Annotated in this window: 21 protein-coding genes; 16 read left to right on the forward strand and 5 right to left on the reverse strand. The window is 71.9% G+C overall.

What is annotated here, in order from left to right; all coding sequences use genetic code 11:
- The 5 genes from ACYVK5_RS04495 to ACYVK5_RS04515 all read left to right on the forward strand — a co-directional run.
- Positions 1-481 (forward strand): GntR family transcriptional regulator (locus ACYVK5_RS04495; RefSeq protein ID WP_460702213.1); only part of this gene is annotated, 481 nt, incomplete at its 5' end.
- A gap of 265 nt (positions 482-746) precedes the next feature.
- On the forward strand, positions 747-1,967 hold the full coding sequence (locus tag ACYVK5_RS04500) for an HAD family hydrolase (RefSeq protein WP_460702215.1): 1,221 nt from the start codon (positions 747-749) through the stop codon (positions 1,965-1,967).
- Between the two features lie 245 nt (positions 1,968-2,212).
- Positions 2,213-2,587, forward strand: a complete 375-nt coding sequence (locus ACYVK5_RS04505; RefSeq protein WP_460702217.1) for a hypothetical protein — start codon at positions 2,213-2,215, stop codon at positions 2,585-2,587.
- The gene (locus ACYVK5_RS04510) at positions 2,584-2,982 is read left to right on the forward strand and encodes a hypothetical protein (protein ID WP_460702219.1); all 399 of its coding nucleotides are present in this window, start codon (positions 2,584-2,586) and stop codon (positions 2,980-2,982) included. The genes ACYVK5_RS04505 and ACYVK5_RS04510 overlap by 4 nt, the downstream gene beginning before the upstream one ends.
- Positions 2,979-3,464 carry a type II toxin-antitoxin system RelE family toxin gene (locus ACYVK5_RS04515; RefSeq protein ID WP_460702221.1) on the forward strand — a complete coding sequence of 162 codons (486 nt, stop codon included), beginning with the start codon at positions 2,979-2,981 and terminating at the stop codon, positions 3,462-3,464. The genes ACYVK5_RS04510 and ACYVK5_RS04515 overlap by 4 nt, the downstream gene beginning before the upstream one ends.
- Before the next feature lie 182 nt (positions 3,465-3,646).
- Here ACYVK5_RS04515 and ACYVK5_RS04520 read toward each other — a convergent pair whose 3' ends face one another.
- Together ACYVK5_RS04520 and ACYVK5_RS04525 are read right to left on the reverse strand one after the other, a co-directional pair.
- Positions 3,647-5,509, reverse strand: coding sequence for an acyltransferase family protein (locus ACYVK5_RS04520; protein ID WP_460702223.1), 1,863 nt, complete (start codon positions 5,507-5,509; stop codon positions 3,647-3,649).
- A gap of 53 nt (positions 5,510-5,562) precedes the next feature.
- On the reverse strand, positions 5,563-7,695 hold the full coding sequence (locus ACYVK5_RS04525; RefSeq protein ID WP_460702225.1) for an alpha-galactosidase: 2,133 nt from the start codon (positions 7,693-7,695) through the stop codon (positions 5,563-5,565).
- Positions 7,696-7,769: 74 nt separating this feature from the next.
- Here ACYVK5_RS04525 and ACYVK5_RS04530 point away from each other — a divergent pair, with 74 nt between their 5' ends.
- From ACYVK5_RS04530 to ACYVK5_RS04565, 8 genes are all read left to right on the forward strand, one after another.
- Complete coding sequence (locus ACYVK5_RS04530; RefSeq protein WP_460702227.1) at positions 7,770-9,095, forward strand: AGE family epimerase/isomerase; 1,326 nt, start codon at positions 7,770-7,772, stop codon at positions 9,093-9,095.
- A gap of 226 nt (positions 9,096-9,321) precedes the next feature.
- On the forward strand, positions 9,322-10,491 hold the full coding sequence (gene sucC, locus ACYVK5_RS04535; protein ID WP_460702229.1) for an ADP-forming succinate--CoA ligase subunit beta: 1,170 nt from the start codon (positions 9,322-9,324) through the stop codon (positions 10,489-10,491).
- A 39-nt stretch (positions 10,492-10,530) separates the two neighbouring features.
- Positions 10,531-11,427 (forward strand): succinate--CoA ligase subunit alpha, encoded by an 897-nt coding sequence (gene sucD, locus ACYVK5_RS04540; RefSeq protein ID WP_460702231.1) that lies wholly within the window; start codon positions 10,531-10,533, stop codon positions 11,425-11,427.
- A gap of 251 nt (positions 11,428-11,678) precedes the next feature.
- On the forward strand, positions 11,679-13,076 hold the full coding sequence (locus ACYVK5_RS04545) for a cell division protein PerM (protein WP_460702233.1): 1,398 nt from the start codon (positions 11,679-11,681) through the stop codon (positions 13,074-13,076).
- A gap of 10 nt (positions 13,077-13,086) precedes the next feature.
- Positions 13,087-13,731 (forward strand): phosphoribosylglycinamide formyltransferase, encoded by a 645-nt coding sequence (gene purN, locus ACYVK5_RS04550; protein ID WP_460702235.1) that lies wholly within the window; start codon positions 13,087-13,089, stop codon positions 13,729-13,731.
- Positions 13,732-13,853: 122 nt separating this feature from the next.
- Positions 13,854-15,584 carry a BCCT family transporter gene (locus tag ACYVK5_RS04555; RefSeq protein ID WP_460702237.1) on the forward strand — a complete coding sequence of 577 codons (1,731 nt, stop codon included), beginning with the start codon at positions 13,854-13,856 and terminating at the stop codon, positions 15,582-15,584.
- A gap of 306 nt (positions 15,585-15,890) precedes the next feature.
- Entirely contained in the window at positions 15,891-17,525 is a 1,635-nt protein-coding gene (gene purH / locus ACYVK5_RS04560) for a bifunctional phosphoribosylaminoimidazolecarboxamide formyltransferase/IMP cyclohydrolase (protein WP_460702239.1), read from the forward strand.
- A 74-nt stretch (positions 17,526-17,599) separates the two neighbouring features.
- Positions 17,600-18,592, forward strand: coding sequence for a septum formation family protein (locus tag ACYVK5_RS04565; protein ID WP_460702241.1), 993 nt, complete (start codon positions 17,600-17,602; stop codon positions 18,590-18,592).
- 6 nt (positions 18,593-18,598) lie between these two features.
- Here ACYVK5_RS04565 and ACYVK5_RS04570 read toward each other — a convergent pair whose 3' ends face one another.
- A complete protein-coding gene (locus ACYVK5_RS04570) occupies positions 18,599-19,045 on the reverse strand; it encodes a DUF3017 domain-containing protein (protein ID WP_460702243.1) in 447 nt (148 codons plus the stop codon).
- An 83-nt stretch (positions 19,046-19,128) separates the two neighbouring features.
- On the opposite strand from ACYVK5_RS04570, the gene ACYVK5_RS04575 reads away from it, so the two are divergent.
- Positions 19,129-20,487, forward strand: a complete 1,359-nt coding sequence (locus ACYVK5_RS04575) for an NAD(P)/FAD-dependent oxidoreductase (protein WP_460702245.1) — start codon at positions 19,129-19,131, stop codon at positions 20,485-20,487.
- Positions 20,488-20,585: 98 nt separating this feature from the next.
- Here ACYVK5_RS04575 and ACYVK5_RS04580 read toward each other — a convergent pair whose 3' ends face one another.
- Entirely contained in the window at positions 20,586-21,494 is a 909-nt protein-coding gene (locus ACYVK5_RS04580; RefSeq protein ID WP_460702248.1) for an MIP/aquaporin family protein, read from the reverse strand.
- 189 nt (positions 21,495-21,683) lie between these two features.
- Between ACYVK5_RS04580 and ACYVK5_RS04585 the strand changes: the two genes are divergently transcribed.
- Together ACYVK5_RS04585 and ACYVK5_RS04590 are read left to right on the forward strand one after the other, a co-directional pair.
- Entirely contained in the window at positions 21,684-22,670 is a 987-nt protein-coding gene (locus ACYVK5_RS04585; RefSeq protein ID WP_460702250.1) for a malate dehydrogenase, read from the forward strand.
- A 134-nt stretch (positions 22,671-22,804) separates the two neighbouring features.
- Positions 22,805-25,024, forward strand: a complete 2,220-nt coding sequence (locus tag ACYVK5_RS04590; protein WP_460702252.1) for an NADP-dependent isocitrate dehydrogenase — start codon at positions 22,805-22,807, stop codon at positions 25,022-25,024.
- A gap of 103 nt (positions 25,025-25,127) precedes the next feature.
- Here ACYVK5_RS04590 and ACYVK5_RS04595 read toward each other — a convergent pair whose 3' ends face one another.
- Positions 25,128-25,763, reverse strand: coding sequence for an NAD(P)-dependent oxidoreductase (locus ACYVK5_RS04595; protein ID WP_460702254.1), 636 nt, complete (start codon positions 25,761-25,763; stop codon positions 25,128-25,130).
- Between the last annotated feature and the right edge of the window lie 18 nt (positions 25,764-25,781).

Below are 25,781 nucleotides of genomic sequence, written 5' to 3' on the forward strand. Positions count from 1 at the left end.
CATGCACGCGTCGGCCACGGTCGGGAAGATCTATGACGGGAAGAAGAAGGCGCGCATCATCTCGTCCGAGCTCGTGGCCGCGCCTGATCACGTCGCCGAGGCGCTCGGCCTGGCCGGCGGCGCGTCGGTGGTACGTCGCGAGCGCGTGACCTATGCGGGTGAGACGCCGGTGGCCAAGTCCGTGTCCTGGTTGCCCGGCGACTACGTCGAGTCCGCCCCGCTCCTGCTCGAGACCGAGCGCATCCCGAAGGGCACGTTCGGCTACCTGGCCGACACGGTCGGCGTCCGGCTCGCGGGCGGCAGCGACCGGATCAGCGCAGGCGTCGCGTCCGCCGGTGATGCGGAAGCTCTCGCCATCCCCGAGGGCTCACCCGTCCTGCTCCAGCGCTCATGGTTCCGCGCCGAGACGGGACAGGTGCTGGAGTACGGCGAAGGCGTCAACCCGCCCGACTACTGGCTCACCTACGACTTCACCGCATAGAACTGCACGCACGCCTCGCAGGCCGGCCCTCGATGGAGGGGCGGACTGCTTCTTTGTGCCCTGACGCTGCCGGTCTTCGGTGAACGAGGTGGAGCCCTTGCGCTTGCGCGCTAGTACGCATACAGTTGGCGTACTAGTACGGATGATGCTGGAGTTCTCCAAGGGGGTACGCGATGCATGTGATGACGACTCCACCGGTGAAAACCGCGCTGGTAGCGCAGGTCGAACCGCTGGTCGAGACGGCGGACGTGACAGAGGCGACCCCGTGAACCCGGCAGTGACCGCGACGACGGCGCAGGCGCTGGTCGCCGGTTCAGCAGCGTGGAGCAAGCTGCTGGCAGCTCTGGATGTGGATGGCACGATCGTCGGGTCGGGCCGGAAGGTGCCGGTCGAAACCATCGAGGCGTTGGAGCTGGTGCGGGCGTCGGGGCATGAGGTGGTGCTGGCGACGGGGCGGAGTCTGGTCGGGTTGCTGCCCATCGCGCGGCAGTGCGGCCTGACCGATGGGTACGCCATCTGCTCCAACGGAGCGGCGACCGTACATCTGGATCCGGGAATGCCGTCTGGGTACGAGATCATCGACGCCGCCACGTTCGACCCTGCTCCGTTGGTCCGGCAGGTCCAGGCGCTGATGCCTGGTGTGCTGGTCGCGGTGGAGAGCATCGGGGACCGGTGGAAGGTCAACCACAAGTTCGGTCCCGGCCTGCTCAACGGCCCTCAGTCGGTGGTCACCAACAACGACCTAAGCGGTGAGGCGACCACGCGGGTCGCGATCCACGCGCCCGGGATCGCCGCGCATGCCGACGCGCTGGCCTCCCTGACTCGGCTCACTGTCACTCCAGCCGGGAACGACTGGTGCGATGCCACGGCCTCGACCGTCTCCAAGGCCACCGCCGTCGATGCGGTACGCCAGATGCTCGGCATCCCTTCCGGGGCGACAGTCGCGGTCGGGGATGGCGCCAACGATGTGCCGTTGCTGGAATGGGCCGCGCGCGGCGTGGCCATGCGCCACGCACCCGAACACGTGCGCGCGGTAGCCGATGAGGTCACCGGCTCGATCGAGGCCAACGGTGTCGTGGCCGTCTTGCGTTCTCTGGTCCCCGCGGAGGCGTTGCGGCCCGGGCTCACGCCCCTGGCCGCGCAACTGACCGCCGCCATCACGACGGCGACCGGGACGATGCCCGGCGCGGACGTGGTCGTGCGGATCTGGCACGAGGCCGACAACGACGCGGACACCGATCTGGCCGGCGCCGAGATCTGGACCCGCCCTCCCGATTCATCTGACTGGACCCGGCATGCTCCAGTTCCGGCCGCGCGCGGGGCCACGATGCACGATGTCGCCTACGCCGCCCTGGACGCGGGCCTGACCTTCCCCCGCGGCCATGTCGGGCGGCGCCGCGCCCACTGGCGCTCCACCGCCGCCGTCACCGGACGGCACTCCCACCGGCCCCCAGGTTTCGAACTGCCCCTCACCCCGGCTTCCTGACCCCCTTGTACTTGCGGCTGGGCGTGCACCCCCAGGAAGTCCCTTCCCTTCCTGCACCTCCTGCACAACGCCCGACCGCAAGCCCGCCCATCCCTGGGCGGGCATCCCCGGAAGGGCCGGGACCCGACGCCCCTCGGTCCCGGCCCGCACCCCTAGGCACCACCGACAACGCACCTGGAGGACATGGTGACCACCACCGCACCGCACCCGCGTGAGAGCGGGCCGAACCACACGAGGAGGCCCGCATGAGGAAGTCCTTCACGCCCCTGCCGCTGACGGCCTCGCGGGTGCGCGATAGCGTGCCGGACATGGCCAGTGATGACGGCGAGAGCCGGTTCGAGACCACCCCGATCCACCTGGACGAAGTCCACGACATCGGTGACCTGGACGCGCCTGCGGCGGCGTTGTTCGAGTACTGGCTGGAGAACCTGGGCAGCCGGTTCGGGCTCGTCAAGGACGGCCTCGTCATCGGCGTGGTCATGGACCGCGTGGACGCGTCGATCTTCGAGCACCTGCAGGTCCGCTACCAGGACATGCCCGGCGAGCACCAGGCCCGCGCTCCGCGAGTCAGCACGGGCACGATCGAGAACGAGAAGCGCCGAGCGCAGGAGCGGGCATGAACGACTTCACCAGCGACCTCAGCGACGACCTCGACGACCTCGGCGACGACCTCGGCGACGGGCTGACGGACGAGGAGGCGAGTCTCGGCTTCATCGACCGGGCCACCGTGCGCACGGACGTGGACCTGGAACACATGGTCGACCTCGACCGCACCGGCCAGGCGCTGACCCGCATGACCCAGGAACTGGCCACCGATCCGGGACGCAAGATCGGCATCACCAAGAACGGTCAGGTCATCGCCGTACTGATCGACACGACCGATCTGAAGAACTTCGAAGGGCTGGAGCTGGAGGCCGAGTCGGAGTGGATGGACCGCAGGGAACGCGAGGAACCTGACGACGGCACCCGGTACACGATCGATGGTGACCTGATCACCGAGGACGACGACGGATGACCGCCGCCCGCAAGATCACGTACACCAGCGCCGCGGACAGTGAACTACGCCGGATCAAGCAGAAGAACTGGCGCACGTTCGACAAGATCAAGGCCGACATCGCCAAGCAGGCCGCCGTCCCGCGACCCGTGCAGGACGTCAAGATCGGGATCTACCGGGTCCGCCTGACTGCCGAGCGTGACCGGCTCGTGGTCACCACGGTCACGGTCGAGGTGAGCCGGTACCGGATCACGATCCGCCCCTCCGCGCAGAAACAACTCGACCGCATCAAGAAGACCAACCGCAGAGCGTACGAGCAGATCAAGGCCAAGATCGACGCTCTGGCTCACAAACCCCGCCCGGACGGCGTCAAGAAGATGATGGGCAGGGACTTCCAGTACCGGATCAAAATCGGAACAGAATTCCGAGTCGTCTACGAGATCGACGACGACGAACTCCACATCCTGATCCTCGAAGCCGGAGACCGCAAGAACGTCTACTGACAGACCTCCCGCGAACGGGAGGAACAGGAGGTTGGTTACGGGCCAGGAGCCTGCTTACGCCAAGACCGGTCGAGGCGTAACCAACCTCCTGGCCCGAAGCGGCGGGGCCCTGTGCACGCTCCACGGTGAACTCATCACCGAGGACGACGAATGACCACCCCCGGCGAGGGCTCCGGAGCCGTCTACGACGAGCGCCCCTCCAGCTCGTCGAAGGCCTTCTGGATCTGGTCCGCGTAGACCGCGATGCCCTCCATCGTGGGATGGGTCGCGTCCGCGTGCAGCAACTCGGGCCGTTTCGCGCACACGGCGTTCCAGTCCACGACGACGACGTTGTCCCGGCCCGCCGCGATCTCCTCGAGCGTGGCGTTCGCGTCCGGGACCCAGTACGAGATGCCGACCGTGTTCACCAGGACCACCAGCCGATCCGGCCCGAGGAGCTCCAGCGTCTTCTCCGCCGCCGCGACGGACCCGTCCTCCTGGAACCCGGCGTTGGTGCCGAAGTTGAGGACGACGACGTCGCGCAGCGTGCCCTTCCTCCTCGCGTCCCGCACGATCCCCGGCGCGTCGACCCACTTGCGGTTGGGCACGGCGTCGATGTCTGAGCGGGGCCAGCGGTCGATCAGCGCCGGCACCGCGGCCGAGAGCACCGAGTCCCCGTACCCGACGATGCGCCTGCCGTGCCCCACGCCGGGTGGCACCTCCCGGTCGGCGGGACCGGCCGTGTCCCCTCCCTCGGCGCCGCCGTCACCCGACCCATCCGCCCCGCCACGGTCCCGATCCGCGGCGGACCGAGCGGCCAGCCCGGCCTCGACCGCCTGCTGCGCGCCCGAGACGCGCGGTGCGGTGGCGACCGCCGTCGTCGTCCCCGCGAGGGCCAGGACGGTGGCGCCGACGGCGACCCGGGCGGCCCAGGCCCGCGTGTCGGGGACGCCGGCGGCGAGCTGCGCCCACAGCGCGCGGCACGCGCCCCGGAAGCCGAGCCGCCGCACCGGCGTCTCCACGAACCGGTACGAGGCCGCGGACAGGGCCAGCGTCGCGACCACGACCGTCCCGTCGGCGGCCCACCCCGGCTGGGTGCCGACCTCGACCACCAGCAGCACCGGCCAGTGCCACAGGTAGATGCCGTACGACCGCTCCCCGATCCAGCGCAGCGGAGCCAGCTCCATGAGCGTGGTCAGCCACCGCGTGCCCGACGCGCACGCCAGCACGAGCACCACCGTCAGGAGCGACGCGAGCACGAGCCCGCCCGGATAGGTCAGCGGGTCGTCGCTGCGCAGCAGCGCACACAGGGCGATCAGGCCGGCGAGCGCGAGCGGCGGCAGCAGGCGGGACCACGCCCGGGGCAGCAGCGGACGGGCGCGGGCCTGGTGCAGCGTGACGGCCGCGCCGAGCAGCAGGCCGAACGCGTGGCTGTCGGTGCCGTAGTAGACCCGGGTGGGGTCGTCGCCCGCGGAGTACAGCAGCGCCATGGCCGCCGCGGACGCGACGGCTCCGGCGAGGACGATCAGCGGGCGCCACCGCCCGGATCGCACGGCGAGCAGCAGAACCATGAGCAGCACGGGCCAGGCCAGGTAGAACTGTTCCTCGATGGCCAGGGACCACAGGGGCCGCAGCAGCTCGGGCGCGGTCTCGTCGAAGTAGTCCGAGCCGGCGGAGATCTCGAGCCAGTTCGTGCTGAACGTGACCGCGCCGAGCACCTGGCGGCCGATGCCGACGGTGAGGTCCGGCTCGACCAGGCGCGCCACCGGGACCGACACGAGCAGCACGAGCAGCAGCGCCGGCAGGAGGCGCCGCGCCCGCCGCGTCCAGAAGCCGGGCAGGTCGACCCAGCTCGTGGAGCTGATCTCCCGCAGCAGCAGCGTGGTGATGAGGAAGCCGCTGACGACGAAGAACATGTCGACGCCGAGGAAACCGCCCGGCAACCGGCCGGGTTCGAGGTGATAGCCGACGACGGCTGCCACGGCGAGCGCGCGCAGCCCGTCGAGCCCGCGGATGCGGGGCCCGAGGGCCCGCCGGGGCAGTTGTTCGGTGGTCACAGCGGCCACACGAGGACGCTACCGGACACGCCCCGGCGGAGGGGGATCTCCCACGCGGGTGATCAGACCGCCCGCAGGTGCAGGACCAGCGCCTGCATCGGCCAGATGGGAGGGATCTGGAGGCCGACACGCCCGAGCACCGCCCCCGGGATGTCACCCGCGTCCTTGCTCATCCAGTGCGGGATGCCGCCGAACCACTTCGCCGTCCCGGCCTCCTGGCGCACCTGCACCGCGTACCGCCGGTCCGGGTCGAGACCCGGCAGCGTGACCCGTTCCGGCCTCGCGTCGACCAGGGCGCCGACGGTCGCCACCGTGAACACCGCCTCCGCCCCGCCCGGCGCGACGACGCCCCGCACCCGCAACTCGGGGTCCGCGGTGTCGCCGTGCACCACGGTCCCCGAGTGCAGCAGGCCGCGGAGCTCCTTGTAGAGGGCGGCGTAGGCGCTGATGGCTTCCGTCTCGTCCGGCGTGCACTCCAGGATGTTCCACTCGAACCCGGCATGCCCCTGCAGGGCGGTCGCGACGCGGTAGGACAGGTCGGCGGCGCGCCCCGACGAGTGCGCCGGCGACGGCCCCACGTGCGCCCCGATCAGCTCCGGCGGGAGCACCAGCTCGGTCCACCGCTGGATGTCCTGACGCTCGGCCGGGTCGTTCGAGTCGGAGGCCCAGACGCGGTCCGTCCGCGCGAGCACGCCCAGGTCGGTCCGCGCGCCGCCCGAGGAGCAGGACTCGATCTCGAGCCCCGGGTGATCGGCCTTCAGCCGGTCGATCAGGCGGTACGCCGCGAGCGTCTGCGCGTGGGTGCCGGGACGAGGCGTGCCTCCCTCGACGTGGACGGCCTCCACGAGGTCCCGGTTGTGGTCCCACTTCACGAAGTCGATGCCCAGCGCGTCGATCAGCGCGGACATCTGGCTCCGCACGTGCTCCCACGCCTCGGGGTGCGCGAGGTCGAGGACGTACTGGTTCCGGAACGACAGCCCGTCCGGCGACGGCACCGACGCCGGGTTCCCCAGGATCCACTCCGGATGCGCCCGCACGAGGTCGGAGTCGAGGTTCACCATCTCCGGCTCGAACCACAGCCCGAACTGCATGCCGAGCTCGTGGACCAGGCCCGCCAGCGGCTCCAGCCCCTCGGGCCACACCGCCGGGTCCACCACCCAGTCGCCGAGCCCGCGGGTGTCGTCCCGCCGGTCGTGGAACCAGCCGTCGTCGAGCACGAACCGTTCGACGCCGACGGCGGCCGCCGCCCGCGCCAGCGCCGTGACGCGCTCCGGGTCGTGGTCGAAGTACACGGCCTCCCAGGTGTTCAGCACCAGGGGCCGCACGCCGCGCGGGTGCTGCTCCCGCGCCCGCAGCCACGTGTGGAACCGGCGGGACAGCCCGTCGAGGCCCTCGTCGGACCAGGCGAAGTAGCCGACCGGCGCCTCGTACGTCTCCCCCGGGGCGAGGCGGATCTCGCCGGGCCGGAGCAGTTCGCCCGCGCCGAGCAGGGTCTCGTGGTCGGTCATCCGGTCCGTGCGGTGCACGACGTCGGCCGACCATCCCAGGTGGACCGCCCACGCCTCGCCGGTCCGGTTCCGCGGCACGCCGGCCGACGCGATGTGCACCCACGGGGCGTCGTGCCCGCTGCGCCCGCGCCGGCTCGTGACGGTCGCCGCCCCGGCCGGCATGGCCGTCGTGACCGGACTCTTCTCCCGTGGCCAGCGGCCGGTGAAGCCGGTCAGGTGGTCGGCGGCGCGCGGCACGGGCAGCGTCGCGTCGAGCTGGTCCAGCGTCACGGTGCCCTCGCCCGTGTTCTTGAGCGTGTGCCGCAGCGTCACCAGTCCGCCGGGCCCGACGGCGAGCACCGTGCGGAGCTCCAGCCCGTCCGACGTCGCCGTGAGCCGGAGCGTGGCGTCGTCGCCCGTACGGTCGGTCACGGTCCAGCGCGGGAACACGGGGCGGCCGTCGCGCAGCATGAGGATCCCCGGGCGGCCCGCCCAGCCGTCCGACTCCTGCGGCAGGAGCGGCACGCGCGGGCCGGCGTCGAGCGCGCCCGGCGGCGTGCGCGGGTCGGTCGCGGCACCGAGGGCCGCCTGGTCGGCGGCGGAGAGCGGCCCGAGGTCGGCGCCCCAGTGGAGGACCGACGGCAGGCCGGAGTCCGGGTGCTCGAGGACGATGGCGACGCCGTCGCGCCGGAGGGTGGTCGTAGTCATCGGGCCAATTATCCCCGTGTCCACGACTGTGACAGCGTTGTCGTAAGCGCTTCCCCGCGTAGTAGGTTCGGCGTGTGACACCGTGGACCGATCTGCCTTCCCACCGCGCCTGGCTCGACGCGGAGTGCCGGCGCCTGCTCTCGTTCGGCCTCGGGGCCGGCCTGCCCGGCGGCGGCGCCGCCTACCTGGACGACGACGGGCACCCGGACCTCGCGCACGGCGTGCAGACCTGGATCACGTGCCGCACCGTGCACGTCTACTCCGTGGGCGCGTTGCTCGGGATCCCGGGATGCGGTCCCGTCGCCGACGCCGCCCTGGCCGGACTCACCGGCCCGCTCCGGGACGACGGCAACGGCGGCTGGTACCACGCCCTGGCCACCGACCGCACGCCCGACGCCGCCGGCGGCAAGTCCTGCTACGACCACGCCTTCGTCATGCTCGCGGCCTCCTCGGCCGCCCTCGCCGGGCGGCCCGGCGGGGCGGAGCTGCTCGGCGAGGCCACGCGCGTCTACGTAGCGAGGTTCTGGGACGACGACGCCGGCCGCCCCGTCGACACCTGGGACGTCGCCTTCACGAGCTGCGACGACTACCGCGGCCTCAACGCGACCATGCATTCCGTCGAGGCGATGCTCGCGGTCGCCGATGCCTTGGACGTGCTCACCGCGAGCCCCGCCACGACCGCCGTCGTCGGCGATGGCGGGTCCAGGACGGAGGCGGTGAGCGCGGACACCGTCGCGGCTCTCCTCAGGCACGGCGACGGGGCCGCCTGGCGGGAGCGGGCCGCGCGGGCCGTCGCGTTCGTGGCGGACCTCGCTGACGCGTACGAGGGGCGGCTGCCCGAGCACTTCGGGCCGGACTGGACCCCGGACCTCGACCTGAACCGCGACCAGCCCGACGACAGGTTCAAGCCCTACGGCGCCACGCCGGGCCACGGACTGGAGTGGGCGCGGCTGATCCTTCACCTGGAGGCCGCGACCGGGCCCGACGCGGGGCTGGTGCGGACCGCGGCGACGCTGTTCGACCGCGCCGTCGCGGACGCCTGGGCGGCCGACGGCGCCGACGGGTTCGTCTACACCACCGACTGGGACGGCGAGCCGGTGGTCCGCACGCGCATGCACTGGGTGCTGGCCGAGGCGATCGGTGCCGCGGCCGCGTTGCACGCGCGGACCGGCGAAGCGCGGTTCGCGGAGTGGTATTCGCGCTGGTGGGACTACGCCGAGCGGTACCTGATCGACCGCCGGCAGGGCTCCTGGCGCCACGAGCTGGACGCGGACAACCGCCCGGCGGCCGCGGTCTGGCCGGGCAAGCCGGACCTCTACCACGCCTTCCAGGTCACCCTGATCCCGAGGCTCCCGCTGTCCCCGACGCTCGCGGCGGCCCTGGCTGCCGGCCCGGTGTGACGCGATTCCCACAACGTGAACTTATGCGGGGCTGCCAACGGGGCTACGCTGTACGCGATGTCTTGACGTCGAGACACTGGCCGGTATCGACGAGCGGCCCTCGACCGTGAGGCACACGCCGTCGGTCATCCGCTGCGTTTTCCACTCGACCAGGGACATCTGCCTAGCAGGCCCCTGCGATCGTGCAGCGCGCGTGGGGGCGAGACCGATGGAAGGACGCAGCAGGGTGGACCTGTTCGAATACCAGGCGCGCGACATCTTCGAGAAGCACGGTGTACCCGTGCTGGGCGGTGTCGTCGCGACGACGCCGCAGGAAGCTCGCGAAGGCGCTGAGAAGCTCGGCGGAGGCACCGTCGTCGTCAAGGCTCAGGTGAAGACCGGAGGTCGAGGCAAGGCCGGCGGCGTGAAGCTGGCCCACTCGCCGGAGGAGGCGGAGGCGAAGGCCGCCGAAATCCTCGGCATGGACATCAAGGGACACACGGTCCACCGCGTGATGATCGCGCAGGGGGCGAAGATCGCGGAGGAGTACTACTTCTCGATCCTGCTGGACCGTGCCAACCGCAACTACCTGGCCATGTGCTCGGTCGAGGGCGGCGTGGAGATCGAGCAGCTCGCCGTCGAGCGGCCCGAGGCCCTCGCCAGGATCGCCGTCGACCCGCTGACCGGGATCGACGAGGCCAAGGCCGCCGAGATCGTGGACGCTGCCGGCTTCGCCGACGACATCAAGGCCGAGGTCGCCGCGACCATCCAGACGCTGTGGACCGTCTTCAAGAACGAGGACGCGACGCTTGTCGAGGTGAACCCGCTGGTCAAGACCGAGGACGGCGCGATCGTCGCGCTGGACGGCAAGGTCACGCTCGACGAGAACGCGTCCGAGGTGCGGCACCCCGACCACGAGGCGCTCGAGGACAAGGCCGCGACGGACCCGCTCGAGGCCAAGGCGAAGGCGAACAACCTCAACTACGTCAAGCTCGACGGCGAGGTCGGCATCATCGGCAACGGCGCGGGCCTGGTCATGTCGACGCTCGACGTCGTCGCCTACGCCGGCGAGAAGCACGGCGACGTCAAGCCGGCGAACTTCCTCGACATCGGCGGTGGCGCGAACGCCGAGGTCATGGCCAACGGCCTGGACGTCATCCTCGGTGACGAGCAGGTCAAGGCGGTGTTCGTGAACGTCTTCGGCGGCATCACCGCCTGCGACGAGGTCGCCAAGGGCATCGTCGGCGCGCTCGACCTGCTCGGCGACCACGCGACCAAGCCGCTGGTGGTGCGTCTCGACGGCAACAACGTGGACCTGGGCCGCGAGATCCTCGCCACGCGCAACCACCCGCTGGTCACCCTGGCGGACACCATGGACGGCGGCGCCGACAAGGCAGCCGAGCTGGCCAACGCCTGAGCCCCGCGACGACGCCACAGAGAGCAGAGACTGACTGACATGTCCATCTACCTGAACCAGGACAGCAAGATCATCGTCCAGGGCATCACCGGCGGCATGGGTGCCAAGCACACCGCCCTGATGCTCGACTCCGGCGCCACGATCGTGGGCGGCGTGAACGCCCGCAAGGCCGGCACGACGGTGCAGCACAAGGACCACGAGGGCAACGACGTCACCCTCCCGGTGTTCGGCACGGTCAAGGAGGCCATGGCCGAGACCGGCGCGGACGTCTCCGTCGTGTTCGTGCCGCCGGCCTTCACGAAGGACGCGTGCATCGAGGCCATCGACGCGGGCATCGGCCTGCTCGTGGTCATCACCGAGGGCGTGCCGGTGCAGGACTCGGCGGAGGTCTTCGCCTACCTGCAGGGCAAGGAGACCCGGATGATCGGCCCGAACTGCCCGGGCATCATCACGCCGGGCGAGTCCCTGGCCGGCATCACCCCGCACACCATCACGGGCAAGGGCCCGATCGGTCTCGTGTCGAAGTCCGGCACGCTGACCTACCAGATGATGTACGAGCTGGGCGACCTCGGCTTCTCCACCGCCATCGGCATCGGCGGCGACCCGGTCATCGGCACCACGCACATCGACGCCCTCGAGGCCTTCGAGAACGACCCGGAGACCCAGGCGATCGTGATGATCGGCGAGATCGGCGGCGACGCCGAGGAGCGCGCCGCCGCGTACATCAAGGAGCACGTCACCAAGCCGGTGGTGGGCTACGTCGCGGGCTTCATCGCCCCCGAGGGCAAGACCATGGGCCACGCGGGCGCCATCGTGTCCGGCTCCGCCGGCACCGCGGCCGCCAAGAAGGAGGCCCTCGAGGCGGTGGGCGTCAAGGTCGGCAAGACGCCGTCCGAGACCGCCGACCTCATGCGGGAGATCCTCAAGGCTCTCTGACACTGGCCGCTGCCCCGGCTGACCGCCAGGGCGGGCCGTGTGGTCGGGGGTTTTCCGTGTGGTCGGTCAAGTGATTGCCCGACCACACGGCAAACCCCCGACCACAGCTGTAGGGGTTCCGACCGTGGCTCGGCGATGCGCCCGGTTCCGTCCTGTTCCGGTGAAGTGTGCCGGACGTCTCAGCGCACGCCCGCCGACGCGCCGGGGGCGGTTGCCCCCGGCGACGCTCCGTCGCGGGTGAGTATGGCCCGGTGAGTGCACCAACCCGGGGCCGCGCCGTGTCCCGGTCCCGCCCGGCCTCCCGGCCTCGTCCCGACGCCGGGCCCCGTTCCGGCGACGGTTCGCACGGGAGCGTCCGCCCCCGTACCGACGACCGCTCAGGCGACCGCTCACGCCGAGCTGACCGCCCCCGGACGGTGGAGGCCGACGACGCCCCCGCCTCTCCGCTCGCCGCGCCCGTCGCGGACGCGATCTCCGGAGTCCTCGCCGCCGTTCAGGCAGCAGGCCTGTCCCTCGCCGTGGTCGTGCTCCCGGCGCTCGTCGCCTACCTCGTCGCGGCGGCGGCCGGCGCCGGGCCGGAGACGGTGCCGGGAGCCGACGGCGCAGGCGACCAGAACTGGCGCACGCCCCTGGAGGTCGGCTCGGGGATCTGGCTGCTGGGACATGGCGTGCCGGTGACGGCCTCGGGTGCGACGTTCACGCTCGTCCCGCTCGGCCTGACCGCCGTCGTTCTCTTCGTCTGCCACGTCACCGCGCGTCACGCGGCTCGGGTGTCCCTGCGCACGTGGATCGTGGCGACGGCCTGCTATGCGACCGGGACGACGGCGGTCGCGGCGGCGGTCCCGAGCGTCACCGCCTGGTCGGTCCTCGCGGCTCCGGTGGCGGGCGCGGTGGTCGGCGGCCTCGGGTTCGGGACGGGGACGCTCGTGCGTGACGGGGCCCCGGCCCCGGCCGAGCTCGGCGAGCGTGTCGACCGCCTCCTGCGCGGCTGGTGCCCGCCCACCCTGCGGCTCGGCGCCCGGGCCGGCCTGGTGGGCACGGGACTGCTCGGCGGCGTCTCCGCTCTCCTCGTCGGGGTGTGGGCGGTGGCGGGCCGGGCGACGTCGTCGGACATCATCCGGGCGCTCGACCCCGGGTGGGCCGGCGGGATCGTGCTCGCGGTCGCGCAGCTCGCGCTGCTGCCGGACCTGGTCCTGTGGGCGATGGCCTGGATCGGCGGCCCGGGGTTCGCCGTCGGGAGCGGGACGAGCTTCACGCCGTTCGGGGTGGACGCCGGGCCGCTGCCCGCGGTGCCGCTGCTCGCCGCGCTGCCGGGCGAGGACTGGACGGGCGGCTTCGGCTGGGCGGTGCCGCTGGTCGTGGTGGCGTGCGGAGCGGTCGCGGGCTGGTTCGCGTGGCGGCGCCTGGAGCCCGGCGAGCTGCGGTGGCACGACGTCGCCCTCGTGCTGGGTGGCCTCGTCGCGACGGCCGGACTGCTGGTGGGGGTGCTGCAGGCCGCGGCATCGGGCACCGCGGGGGCGGCGCGCCTGTCCGACGTCGGCGGGACGCCGTGGCTGGTCGCTCTCCTCGTCGCGGGCGAGCTGCTCGTCGGCGCGGCGTCGGTCGTGCTGCCGGTGTACCTCCGGAACCGGCTCGCCCCCGCGACGTAGGCTGAGCGACGTGCAGACTCCGTCCGGCCATGTGATCGATCCCAGCTCCGCCTCGCGGCTCGTCGTCCTCGCCTCGGGGGGAGGATCCAACCTCGCGGCGCTGCTCGCGGAGCACGACGACCCCGCCTACGGGGCGCGGGTCGTCGGGGTCGTGACCGACCGGTCGGGTATCGGCGCCCTCGACATCGCGCGCGACGCCGGGGTCGCGTCCGCCGTCGTCTCCATGAACGACTTCGAGGACCGCGCCGCCTGGAACCGGGGCATGGTCGAGGCCGTGCGGGTCTTCCAGCCGGACTGGATCGTGCTCGCCGGGTTCATGCGGATCCTCGCGCCCGAGTTCCTGCACAGGTTCGAGGGGCGCATCGTGAACACGCACCCCGCGCTGCTGCCCTCGTTCCCCGGCGCGCACGGCGTGCGCGACGCGCTCGCGCACGGCGTCCGGATCACCGGCTGCACGGTGCATCTCGTGGACGACGGCGTCGACACGGGCCCGATCCTCGCGCAGGCCGCCGTCCCGGTGCAGGACGGCGACGACGAGTCCACGCTGCACGAGCGCATCAAGGGCGCCGAGCGGGCCCTGCTGGTCGAGACCGTGGGGCGGATCGCGCGTGAGGGGCTGTACGTGGCCGGGAGGCACGCGACGATCGGACGGTGAACTTGGGTCACGTCTTGATCAAGATTGCCCCAGGCGCAGGGTGGCTCACCTGTCCGTAACAAGTTCTCGCTAGCGTGAGTGACCGATCGGTCAGAGTGCTTCCGAGAGCAAGGAAAGGTCGTATGGCTGTCGACCAGCAGGTATCCGCATCCGACGAGCAAGAAGTCCCCGAGCGGAGGAGGCTGATCGCGGCACCTCGGGTCTTCTATCCGGCCGCCGGGCTGCTCGTGGCCTTCGTGCTGGCCACGGCGGCCTTTCCCGAGTGGATGGGCAGCTGGATCAGCGTGGCGAACTCCACCGTCGTCGCGGAGCTGGGCTGGTGGTACATCGGGGTCGTCGCGTTCTTCGTCTTCTTCTCGATCTGGCTGGCCGTGTCGCCGATGGGCGCCATCGTGCTCGCCAAGGACGACGACGACGAGCCGGACTTCTCACTCGGCTCCTGGTTCGCGATGCTCTTCGCGGCCGGCATGGGGATCGGTCTCGTCTACTGGGGCGTGGCCGAGCCGCTGAGCCACTTCGCGTCGGTTCCCCCGGGAGAGGCCGGGGCCACCGCGGCCCTGGCGGCGAAGTCCGCCATGAACGTCACCTTCCTGCACTGGGGCCTGCACGCCTGGGCCATCTACGTGGTGGTCGGTCTCGCGATCGCCTACTCCGTGCACCGCCGGGGCAACCCGATCTCGATCCGCTGGGCGCTGTACCCGCTGCTGGGCGACAGGATCAGGGGCTTCTGGGGCGACGTCATCGACGTGATCGCCATCCTCGGCACGCTCTTCGGCGTCGCGACGTCGCTCGGCATCGGCGTCAGCCAGATCGGCGCCGGCCTCGGCTACCTCGGCCTGGTCGAGCTCGACGAGGCCGGCAACCCGGCGGCCTGGCTGCTGGTCGGCCTGATCATCGTCATCACCGCGATCGCGCTCGTCTCGGTCGTGACCGGTGTGGACAAGGGCATCAAGTGGCTGTCGAACATCAACATGTTCCTGGCGATCGCGCTCGTGGCCTTCGTTCTGGTGGTCGGGCCCACGGTGTTCATCCTCAGCGACTTCATCACGCAGATCGGTTCGTACCTGACGAACTTCTTCGCGCTGACCTTCAACGCCCGTCCGTTCACCGAGGGCGGCAAGGAGTGGCTGGGCGGCTGGACCACCTACTACTGGGGCTGGTGGATGAGCTGGGCGCCCTTCGTGGGCGTGTTCATCGCGCGCATCTCCAAGGGGCGCACCGTCCGCGAGTTCGTGTTCGGCGTGCTGCTGGTGCCGACCATCGTCACGTTCCTGTGGTTCTCCGTGCTGGGCGGCAGCGGCCTGTACCGCGAGCTGTTCGGCGAGGGTGGCCTCGTGGACGCGGACGGCCTGGTGAACTCGAACACGGCGCTGTTCCAGCTCCTCGACGGCTTCCCCTTCGCGGCGGTGACGAGCGTCGTCGCCCTGATCCTCATCGTCATCTTCTTCGTCACGAGCTCCGACTCGGGCTCGTTCGTGGTCGACATGCTCGGCTCCGGCGGTGACCCGAACCCGCCGGTGTGGAGCCGCGCGTTCTGGGCGGCGATGGAGGGCGCGATCGCCGCGGTCCTGCTCTGGGTCGGCCTGCAGGCCGCGGAGGCGGGACTCGACGTCAATCCACTGGGTGCGCTGCAGACGATGGCGATCCTGCTGGCTCTGCCGTTCAGCATCGTGATGCTCATGATGTGCTTCGCCACGGGCAGGGCGCTCCTGCGGGAGAACCGGCTGCGTGAGCGCGAGCAGCGACGCTGGTACGCGACCCAGATCGCGCAGGACATCTACGACCTCGAGAACGACAGGGGCAACAGGGGCAGGGCCAAGCGCCGAGGCCGGAGCCGGGACAGGGAAGGGTGATCCGCCCCGTCCACCCGGCCTGATCTCCGCCGTCGAACCGCGATCCCCGCGGTTCGACGGCGGACCCGTCGGGGATCGGGCGTCGAGTCCGGCCAACGCCGACCCGGGTGAAATCGCGGGCAGTGCGGTATCGCCGGCCGGAGCGTCGGTAGACTCGTCCCGGCCGTGACTGGCGAGGGTGGGGCACCACCGGGGAGCGGCCGAGCCGCCCGCGACGAGCGGGCGTCGAGCCCGCCATGCGCGCCGCCCGCCTGGGTGCCAGGGTTGTCCCGCGACCTGCCGCACCCTGATTGAGGAGACCTCGCCATGTCCGGCGCCCCGACCACCCCCGATACCCAGCTCGCCGACGACTCGCAGCGCACGGTGCGCCGTGCGCTGCTGAGCGTCTACGACAAGACCGGCCTCGTGGAGCTCGCCACCGCGCTCCACGGCGAGGGCGTCGAGCTGGTCTCGACCGGATCGACGGCGGCGAGGATCGCCGACGCGGGCCTTCCGGTCACTCCGGTCGAGGAGCTCACCGGCTTCCCCGAGTGCCTGGAGGGCCGCGTCAAGACACTGCACCCGCGCGTGCACGCCGGCATCCTCGCCGACACCCGCAAGCAGGACCACCTCGACCAGCTCGCGGACCTGGACATCGCGCCGTTCGAGCTCGTCGTCGTGAACCTCTACCCCTTCGCCGAGACCGTGGCCTCGGGTGCGGAGCCGGACGCCGTCGTCGAGCAGATCGACATCGGGGGGCCGTCCATGGTCCGCGCGGCGGCGAAGAACCACCCCAGCGCCGCTGTCGTCGTCGAACCGTCCCGGTACGACGACGTCGCCGCCGCGGTCGCGGCGGGCGGCTTCACCTTCGCCCAGCGCAAGGCCCTCGCCGCCGCGGCCTTCGCGCACACCGCGGACTACGACGTGGCGGTCGCCGAGTGGTTCGCGCGCAAGTACGTGCCCGCCGCCGAGGACGCGGACGGGTGGCCCGCGTTTGCGGGACGCACCTGGACGCTGACGACCTCACTCCGGTACGGCGAGAACCCGCACCAGAGCGCCGCCCTCTACGGGGACGGGACCGACGGCCTGGCGAGTGCGGAACAGCTGGGCGGCAAGGAGATGTCGTACAACAACTACCAGGACACCGACGCCGCGTGGCGGGCGGCCTGGGACCACGACGAGCCGGCCGTCGCGATCATCAAGCACGCGAACCCGTGCGGGATCGCCGTCGGCTCCGACGTCGCGGAGGCCCACCGCCGCGCGCACGCCACGGACCCGGTGTCCGCGTTCGGCGGCGTGATCGCGGTCAACCGGCCCGTGTCGGTCGCCATGGCGGAACAGGTGACCGAGGTGTTCACCGAGGTCATCGTCGCGCCCGGGTACGAGGAAGACGCGGTCGACGTGCTGCGTCGCAAGAAGAACCTGCGGATCCTGGTGTGCGCGGCGCCCGGTTCGCGCGACCGGGGAGCGGGGCCGGCGCCGATGGAGCTACGGCCCGTGAGCGGCGGGATGCTGGTCCAGGAGCGGGACGTCTTCCAGGCCGCCGGCGACGACGTGGCGTCCTGGACCCTCGCCGCCGGTCCGGCCGCCGACGAGGCCACCCTCGCCGACCTCGCGTTCGCGTGGCGGGCCGTGCGAGCCGCCAAGTCGAACGCGATCCTGCTCGCGGCCTCCCGTGCGGCCGTCGGGATCGGGATGGGACAGGTGAACCGCGTGGACTCCTGCCGGCTCGCCGTGGAGCGGGCCAACACACTCGTCGGCGGCGAGGAGCGGGCCCGCGGCGCCGTGGCGGCGTCCGACGCGTTCTTCCCGTTCGCCGACGGGCTGCAGGTGCTGCTCGACGCCGGCGTACGCGCCGTCGTGCAGCCCGGCGGGTCGATCCGCGACGAGGAGGTCGTCGAGGCGGCGAAGGCCGCCGGCATCACGATGTACCTCACGGGGACACGCCACTTCGCCCACTGAGAGCGTCGCCTGCGCGTCGCCTGACAAAGCCGGAATCGGGGCCTTGTCAGGCGATGGCGATACCATCTCGCGTCGTGGCCCAGAATCCCCCCGCCGAGCCCGACGACGCCCCCGCCGAGCCTGACGACGCCGACGCCGAGCCTGACGACGACACCGGCACCGGTACCGACGGCGCCGGTCCGACCGAGGTCCGCGTCTCCGCACGAACCGGCTGGGTGGTGGCCGCGTTCCTGCTGTTCTGGCCGCTGGCCGTGCCCGCGCTCGTCCAGGCGGTCCGGGCGGCGCGCAACGCGGCGGCGGACCACCTCGACGCCGCGCGAACCGCCTCCCGGCGGGCGCTCGGCTTCGCCGTGGCCGCGATCTGCACGGGCACGGTACTCCTGGCGGGCTCCGCCGCCGCGGTCGTCATGGCTCCCGCCTGGCTGCCCGCGGGCGCCGTCGGGTACGTCCCGCCGGCGCTCGCGGAGGCCGCGGGGCTCGCGCCGTCGGGCCCGGAACATCCCGGAGAGGCGGCGGTCCCGTCGTCGGACACTCCCGCGTCCTCCGGACCTCCGGACGGTACTGCCGACCCGTTCGGCGTGCTCCCGACGCCGGGCACCGCCGAGGGCGAGGACCTCGCGGAGTGGTGGGCGACCGAGGGGCAGGAGACCACCGCGGGGCAGGAGGACGCCGAGGACCCGTCGCGGACGAGGCCCGTCGATCTCGACAGCGGCGACTGCCTCGACACCGAGGAGGTCGACGGCGTCGCGCTCCTGTACTGGATCCCGGTGGTGCCGTGCGACGAGCCGCACCACGGCGAGGTCTTCGGCGTGACGCGGCTGGACGACTCCGTGGCCGACGGCGGCTCGGGCAGCGCGCCGACACAGGCGCAGCTCTGGGAGGCCGCGGACGCGTACTGCTACCCGGAGTTCGACGAGTTCGTCGGCGAGGCGTGGGCCGCGTCCGAGCTGACCTACTGGCCGGTCGCGCCGTCCCGGGAGAGCTGGGAGGAAGGCGACCGCAAGGTGGCCTGCATCGTCGAGTCGGAGGACCCGGTCACCGGGACGCTGGAGGGCGCCCGGCGGTGACGACGCTCAGTCGATCGGCGCCACGACGGCCAGCGCGCCGATCATCACCGCCGCGCTCATGTACATGACGACGTCGAGGCCCCGGGTGCGGATCGCCAGGCCGACGGGACCCGGGCCGCGCAGCACGGCGCGGAAGATCCCGGCGACCGCGAGCGTCACGGCGATCCCGAGGGATCCCGCCCGCCCCCCGACCACGAGACCGAGCAGCAGCGAGAGCACGACGCCGCCGAGCAGCCACCAGACCGCGCTGGTGCTCCTGCGCGACGGGTGCTCCGCGTCCAATGGATCCTCCTCGGCGGGACGATGCCCGGCACGCTCGGGTGACGGCGTGCCGTCGTTCCAGCCTGCCTCGTCCGAGGGCTGCCGCCAGTCAGGCGCGACGAGCGTCGCGGTGCCTCCTCCGGTCTGTCCGGGGTGGTGCTCGCTGCCGGTCGGAGTCCTGCTGAGATCCACGCCGCAGAGCCTACCGGCGAATCGGACAGACGGGGTCCACCGTGATCAGGCTGCAACCACCGGGGCGACGATACGGTGAGTTCATGCCGTCGTCCTCGCCCCGGTCCATCACGATCGTCGGTGCGGGCCTGGCCGGCGCACAGACCGCCGCCGCGCTCCGCTCCCACGGCTTCACCGGGCACCTGACCGTCCTCGGTGCGGAGGGCGTGCCGCCCTATGACCGCCCGCCGCTGTCCAAGGAACTGCTCACCCGCACCGAACCGTTGTGGATCTCGGACGACCTGGGTGTCGACCTGTCCGTGCTGGCCGACGACGTCCGGCTGGACGACCCGGCCACCCGCCTGTCGGTCACCCGGGAGGGCGTGGCCACCCAGGTGGCGTCGTCGGACACGATCACCTCGGACGCGGTCGTGCTGGCCTGCGGTGCGGAGCCCGTCCTGCCGCCGGGCTGGGACGCGGCCGCCGTGCTGCACACCTACCGCGACGCGGAGGTGCTGCGGGCCGCGATCGGACCCGGTGTGCGGGTGGTCATCGTCGGCGCGGGCTGGATCGGGGCCGAGGTGGCGGGCGTCGCGGCCGGGGCGGGCGCGGAGGTGACCGTCGTGGAGGCGGGCGCGGCGCCGCTGGAACGGCAGCTGGGGGGCACCGTCGGGGCACACCTCGCGCCGTGGTTCGCGGAGGCGGGGGTCCGTCTGGTCACGGGCACGCCCGTCGAGAAGGTGTCCGACGACGGCGTCCGCGCCGCCTCGGGCGAGCACGTCGAGGCGGACCTGGTGCTCGCCGCCGTCGGCGCGCGGCCGGCGTCGCGCTGGCTGCGTGGCTCGCTCCCGCTCGACGCCCGCGGCGGGCTGCGCGTCAACCGCGCCGGGAGATTCCTCGGGCTGTCCATGCCGGGCGACCCGGCCGGGCGGCTGCACGCCGACGCCCTGGAACGGGTCTGGGCCGTGGGGGACATCGCGACGCGTGACCACCCCGTGTTCGGGCCCGTCCCGGGCGGGCACTGGTCCGCCGCGCTGCACGACCCGGAGCAGACGGCGCGCGCCATGCTCGGCGTCGACGAACGCCCGGCCGACCCGGAGGCGGTACGCGCACGGCTCGGCCTGGTGCCGCTGCGCACGCAGGCACCGTACGTGTTCAGCCGCCAGCTCGGGCACGACCTGGCGCTCTTCGGCGTGCCGTCGCCGTTCGAGGAGGTGGCCTTCCGGGGCGACCCCGTGAGCGGCGGGCACTGGGCGGCCTTCTACGTGGAGCACAGCATGCACCGGAACCCGAGGATGACCGACCAGGGGCATCACGTCGCGCGTCTCCGGGCCGTGCTGCTCGCGGACTCGCCGCGGGAGGTCGGTCAGGTCCGCAAGCTGATGAACCGTCCCGAGCCGCTCATGGTGGACCTGGAGAAGATTGTCGACCCCTCCGTACGGATACGCGACGCCGTGCTCTGATCGTCGCCCGCCGGCCTGCCGCGACAGAGAGGTACCGGGGCAGCGGGTCGGTGGGACCCGCTGCCCCGGCGGCGCGTCGTGGTCGCGGGGGGGGGACGTCAGTCCGTCTTCTTCTCGTCGGTGCCGGAGGTCTCGTCGGCGTCGGTCTCGGCGTCGTCCTCGTCCTCGTCGTCGTAGGCGTCGGCCTCGGCGCCGAACGCGTCGATGCTCTCCGGGGACTCCTGCGGGCCGAAGGCGACGGCGAAGAGCGCGGCGATGCCTGCGCCCACGAGCGGGGCGACCCAGAACAGCCAGACCTGGCCGCTCACGCCGTCCCAGTCCCACGCGAAGGCCGCCGCGACGGTCGAGCGCACGGGGTTCAGGCCGGCGCCGGTCACCGGGTACGTGACGATGCTGAGCACGGCCAGGCCGGCGCCACCGGCCGCGGCCATGGTGCCGCGGTTCTTCGTGCCCACGGCCAGGGCGATGCCGGCCAGCGCCGCCGACGCGATGAGTTCGACGATGCCCGCGTGGAGCATGGTGAACGTCGCGCCGCCCTGCGAGAGCGTGGAGAGCGGGGAGAAGTCGCCCCAGCCGTTGGCGCTCTGGGCGTACAGCGCGTACTTGTCCTCCAGCTGGAGCAGTTCGAAGAGCTTGTCGGGGAGAGTCCCCAGGAGCAGGGCGCCTGCGGCGAAGCCGCCGACGAGCTGGGCGAGCCAGTACAGCGGGACCTCGGTCCAGCGCACCCGGCCGGCGATGGCCTGGGCGAGCGTGATCGCCGGGTTGAACCAGCCGCCGGACACGTGCCCGACGGCGACCAGCGCCGCCGCGTACGCGAAGCCTGCGGTCAGCGCGACGCCGATGGCGCCCGACTGGTTGAGGAAGCTGTACACACCGATGCTTAGCACACCGAGGACGAGGACGAAGGTGCCGAACGCCTCGGCGAGCACGCGGGAGAGGGTGCCGGAGCCGGAGGACTCGGTGGGGGCGTCGAGCGCGCCGTCGGACACGGCGTACGCGTTGGCCATGAGGGATGATCCTTTCGGGTGGCGCACGCGGATGCGTGCCGGGTTTCGGGGAGCATCCTGCCAGCAATCACCTGAACATGACCTGAATGCGGCGAGTTCGGACCCTGGTCACGATTTCGGTCACGACTTCGCGAAGAATTTCGCGTGAGCACTGGGCACGGCCATCCGTGGGATGCAAGAGTGGGCCCCATGACTGAACCCGTGAACGTCACCGTCACCGGAGCCGCTGGCCAGATCGGGTACGCGCTCCTTTTCCGCATCGCAGCGGGAGAGATGCTCGGCGCGGACGTACCGGTCCGGCTCCGCCTCCTGGAGATCCCCGCCGCCGTCAAGGCGGCCGAGGGTACGGCGATGGAACTTGACGACTGCGCCTTCGGCACGCTGGCCGGCGTCGACATCTTCGACGACCCGGTCAAGGCGTTCGAGGGGGCGAACGTCGCCCTGCTGGTCGGGGCCAGGCCGCGCGGCGCCGGGATGGAGCGGGCCGACCTGCTCGAGGCCAACGGCGGGATCTTCGGGCCGCAGGGCAGGGCGATCAACGACGGAGCGGCGTCGGACGTCAAGGTGCTCGTGGTCGGCAACCCCGCGAACACGAACGCGCTCATCGCGTCGGCCCACGCTCCCGATGTGCCGCCGGAGCGCTTCACCGCGATGACCCGGCTGGACCACAACCGCGCGCTCTCGCAGGTGGCAGCCCGGACCGGGACGCCGGTCAGCAGGATCAGCGGGCTGACGATCTGGGGCAACCACTCCGCGACCCAGTACCCGGACCTGTTCCAGGCCACGGTGGGTGACATCCCCGGCTCGGACGTGGCGGCGGACCGCGAATGGCTGACCGACACGTTCATCCCGACGGTCGCGAAGCGCGGCGCCGCGATCATCGAGGCGCGCGGTGCGTCGTCGGCGGCGTCGGCGGCGAACGCGGCGATCGAGCACGTGCGGGACTGGACCCTCGGCACCCGCGAGGGGGACTGGACCAGCGCGGGCGTGCACAGTCACGGCGAGTACGGTGTGCCGGAGGGCCTGGTGTCCTCGTTCCCGGTGACGTCGGCCGGAGGGGACTGGCAGATCGTGGAGGGGCTGGAGATCGACCCGTTCTCCCGCGAGCGGATCGACGCGTCCGTGGCCGAGCTGTCGGCCGAGCGGGACGCGGTGCGATCCCTGGGCCTGATCTGACGGTCTGGATCTGACGATCTGGCCCGGAAGGGCAGGGTGTGAGGCTGATTACCCGATGCCTCGATCCAGGTTTCGGCACGGTATCTTGATGTCAAGAAATCGTCTGCCAACTGATCCAGGAGCCTGTTCTGCCCATGGCCAAGATCATCTACACCCATACGGACGAGGCGCCGCTGCTGGCGACCTACTCCTTCCTCCCGATCGTCTCGGCCTACGCGGCCAAGGCGGGCGTGGACGTCGAGACCCGCGACATCTCGCTGGCCGGCCGTATCGTCACGCAGTTTCCGGAGCGCCTGACCCCGGAACAGGCCCAGCCGGACGCGCTGGCGGAGCTCGGTGAGCTGGCCACGCAGCCGGACGCCAACATCATCAAGCTGCCGAACATCTCCGCGTCCGTGCCGCAGCTCAAGGCCGCGATCGCCGAGCTCCAGGGCAAGGGCTACGACCTGCCCGACTACCCGGAGGAGCCCACGACCGACGAGGAGCGCGACACCCGCGCCCGCTACGACAGGGTCAAGGGCTCGGCCGTCAACCCGGTGCTCCGCGAGGGGAACTCCGACCGCCGCGCCCCGGCGTCGGTCAAGAACTACGCCAAGGCGCACCCGCACCGCATGGGCGCGTGGAGCGCCGACTCGAAGACCGTCGTCGCGACGATGGGCCACGACGACTTCTTCTCGAACGAGAAGTCCGTGGTCGTCCCGGCCGCCGACACCCTGCGGATCGAGCACGTCGCCGCCGACGGCGCCGTCACGGTCCTCAAGGACGGCCTGAAGGTCGACGCCGGCGAGGTCCTGGACGGCACCTTCATGTCGGCGGCTGCGCTCGACGCGTTCCTCGCCGACGCCATCCGGCAGGCCAAGGAGCAGGGCGTGCTCTTCTCCGTGCACCTCAAGGCCACGATGATGAAGGTCTCGGACCCGATCATCTTCGGCCACGTGGTCAAGGCGTTCTTCGGCGGCGTCTTCGAGAAGTACGGCGCCGACCTGGCCGCGGCCGGGCTGTCCGCCAACGACGGCCTCGGCACGATCTACGCCGGCCTGGCGGGCCTGCCGAACGGCGCCGAGATCCGCGCCGCGTTCGACGCCGCGCTCGCCGCCGGTCCGGAGCTCGCCATGGTGAACTCCGACAAGGGCATCACCAACCTGCACGTCCCGTCCGACGTCATCGTCGACGCCTCGATGCCGGCCATGATCCGCGGCGGCGGCCACATGTGGGGCCCCGACGGCAACGAGGCGGACGCCCTCGCCGTCATCCCCGACTCGTCGTACGCCGGGGTGTACCAGGCCGTCATCGAGGACTGCAAGGCCAACGGCGCGCTCGACCCGGCCACGATGGGTTCCGTGCCGAACGTCGGCCTGATGGCCAAGAAGGCCGAGGAGTACGGCTCGCACGACAAGACGTTCGAGATCCCGTCCGACGGCGTGGTCCGCATCGTCGACGGCGCCGGCGGGACCGTCATGGAGCACGAGGTCCGCGCCGGTGACATCTGGCGTGCCTGCCAGGCCAAGGACGTCGCCATCCGCGACTGGGTCAAGCTGGCCGTCACCCGTGCCCGCGCCACCGGCGTGCCGGCCGTGTTCTGGCTCGACCAGAACCGCGCCCACGACGCCCGCCTCATCGAGAAGGTCCGCGAGTACCTCGACGACGGCTCCGCCGGCGAGCTCGGCGGGCTGACGCTCGAGATCATGGCGCCCGCCGAGGCCACGACGTACTCCCTCGAACGTATCCGCAAGGGCGAGGACACCATCTCGGTCACCGGGAACGTGCTCCGTGACTACAACACCGACCTGTTCCCCATCCTCGAGGTGGGCACGTCGGCGAAGATGCTCTCGATCGTCCCGCTCATGAACGGCGGCGGCCTCTTCGAGACGGGCGCGGGCGGCTCCGCGCCGAAGCACGTGCAGCAGCTCGTCGAGGACGACTACCTGCGCTGGGACTCGCTCGGTGAGTTCTTCGCGCTGGCCGCGTCCTTTGAGCACCTGGCGAAGTTCACCGGCAACGCCCGCGCCCAGGTCCTCGCCGACACGCTCGACGCGGCGACCGGGACGTTCCTCCACGAGGACCGTTCCCCCGGCCGCAAGCTCGGCACCATCGACAACCGCGGCTCGCACTTCTACCTCGCCCTGTACTGGGCGCGGGAGCTCGCCGCGCAGACCGACGACGCCGAACTGGCCGCCGCCTTCGCGCCCCTGGCCGAGAAGCTGGGTGCCGAGGAGGAGGCGATCGTCGCCGAACTGATCGCCGTCCAGGGCAAGCCCGCCGACATCGGCGGCTACTACCAGCCGGACGACGAGAAGGCGAGCGCCGTGATGCGCCCGAGCGCGATCTTCAACGAGGCCCTCGCTTCGCTCTGACGGTCTTCCCGCGCGTGGCCTCGCCCGCGTGGGTTGCATGCACGACGGCGGTCGTGGTGCCGTTCCGTACGGGACGCCACCACGACCGCCGTCGTCGTTCGGATCAGTAGCCGAGGCCCACCCAGCGGCCGGTGGTCCCGGGGTCGTCGAGCGAGCGGAGCAGGTAGTCGGCGACGTCGGCCCGGCCGATCTGGATGCCGCCGGGGACGAATGCGTCGATGACATGCCGGTACCTGCCGGTGCGGGGCTTGTCGAGCAGGCGCGGCGGGCGGACGAGCGTCCAGTCCAGGCCACTGGCGCGCACCACGCCCTCCATGGCGCGCGTGTCCTCGAACGAGTGCCGCAGGACCCGCTGCAGGATCGGCTTGGCGATCGCCCGGGTGACGGGCCCGTCACCCGGGCCGTGGAACGCGCCGCTGGCGCTCACGACCGCCAGGCGGCGCACGCCGACGTCGTACATGGCGTCGACGACGGCGGCCGCGCCCCGGCGGCACACCTCGCTCGGGCCGGACTCGCGCGGCCCGAGCGCCGACACCACCGCGTCGGCGCCCTTGACGACGGGGGCGAGCGCCGCGGCGTCGAGCACGTCGGTGCGGACCGTGCGGAGCCGCTCGTGGGGGTCGAACGGGAACGACGACGACTCACGGCCGACTGCCGTGACGGCGTGCCCGGCGTCGAGCGCCTGCTGTGCGACGGCACTTCCGGTCCGTCCGCTGGCACCGATGACGACGACCTGCATGGTTCCTCCTCAGGGGTG

Source organism: Myceligenerans halotolerans, assembly GCF_054782975.1.

Bases quoted from the DNA above. Each gene is read 5' to 3' on its own strand.
- ACYVK5_RS04505 (WP_460702217.1), top strand. From the start codon at position 2,213: ATGAGGAAGTCCTTCACGCCCCTGCCGCTGACGGCCTCGCGGGTGCGC.
- ACYVK5_RS04510 (WP_460702219.1), top strand. From the start codon at position 2,584: ATGAACGACTTCACCAGCGACCTCAGCGACGACCTCGACGACCTCGGC.
- ACYVK5_RS04515 (WP_460702221.1), top strand. From the start codon at position 2,979: ATGACCGCCGCCCGCAAGATCACGTACACCAGCGCCGCGGACAGTGAA.
- ACYVK5_RS04525 (WP_460702225.1), bottom strand. From the start codon at position 7,695: ATGACTACGACCACCCTCCGGCGCGACGGCGTCGCCATCGTCCTCGAG.
- sucD (WP_460702231.1), top strand. From the start codon at position 10,531: ATGTCCATCTACCTGAACCAGGACAGCAAGATCATCGTCCAGGGCATC.
- ACYVK5_RS04555 (WP_460702237.1), top strand. From the start codon at position 13,854: ATGGCTGTCGACCAGCAGGTATCCGCATCCGACGAGCAAGAAGTCCCC.
- purH (WP_460702239.1), top strand. From the start codon at position 15,891: ATGTCCGGCGCCCCGACCACCCCCGATACCCAGCTCGCCGACGACTCG.
- ACYVK5_RS04575 (WP_460702245.1), top strand. From the start codon at position 19,129: ATGCCGTCGTCCTCGCCCCGGTCCATCACGATCGTCGGTGCGGGCCTG.
- ACYVK5_RS04580 (WP_460702248.1), bottom strand. From the start codon at position 21,494: ATGGCCAACGCGTACGCCGTGTCCGACGGCGCGCTCGACGCCCCCACC.
- ACYVK5_RS04585 (WP_460702250.1), top strand. From the start codon at position 21,684: ATGACTGAACCCGTGAACGTCACCGTCACCGGAGCCGCTGGCCAGATC.
- ACYVK5_RS04590 (WP_460702252.1), top strand. From the start codon at position 22,805: ATGGCCAAGATCATCTACACCCATACGGACGAGGCGCCGCTGCTGGCG.
- ACYVK5_RS04595 (WP_460702254.1), bottom strand. From the start codon at position 25,763: ATGCAGGTCGTCGTCATCGGTGCCAGCGGACGGACCGGAAGTGCCGTC.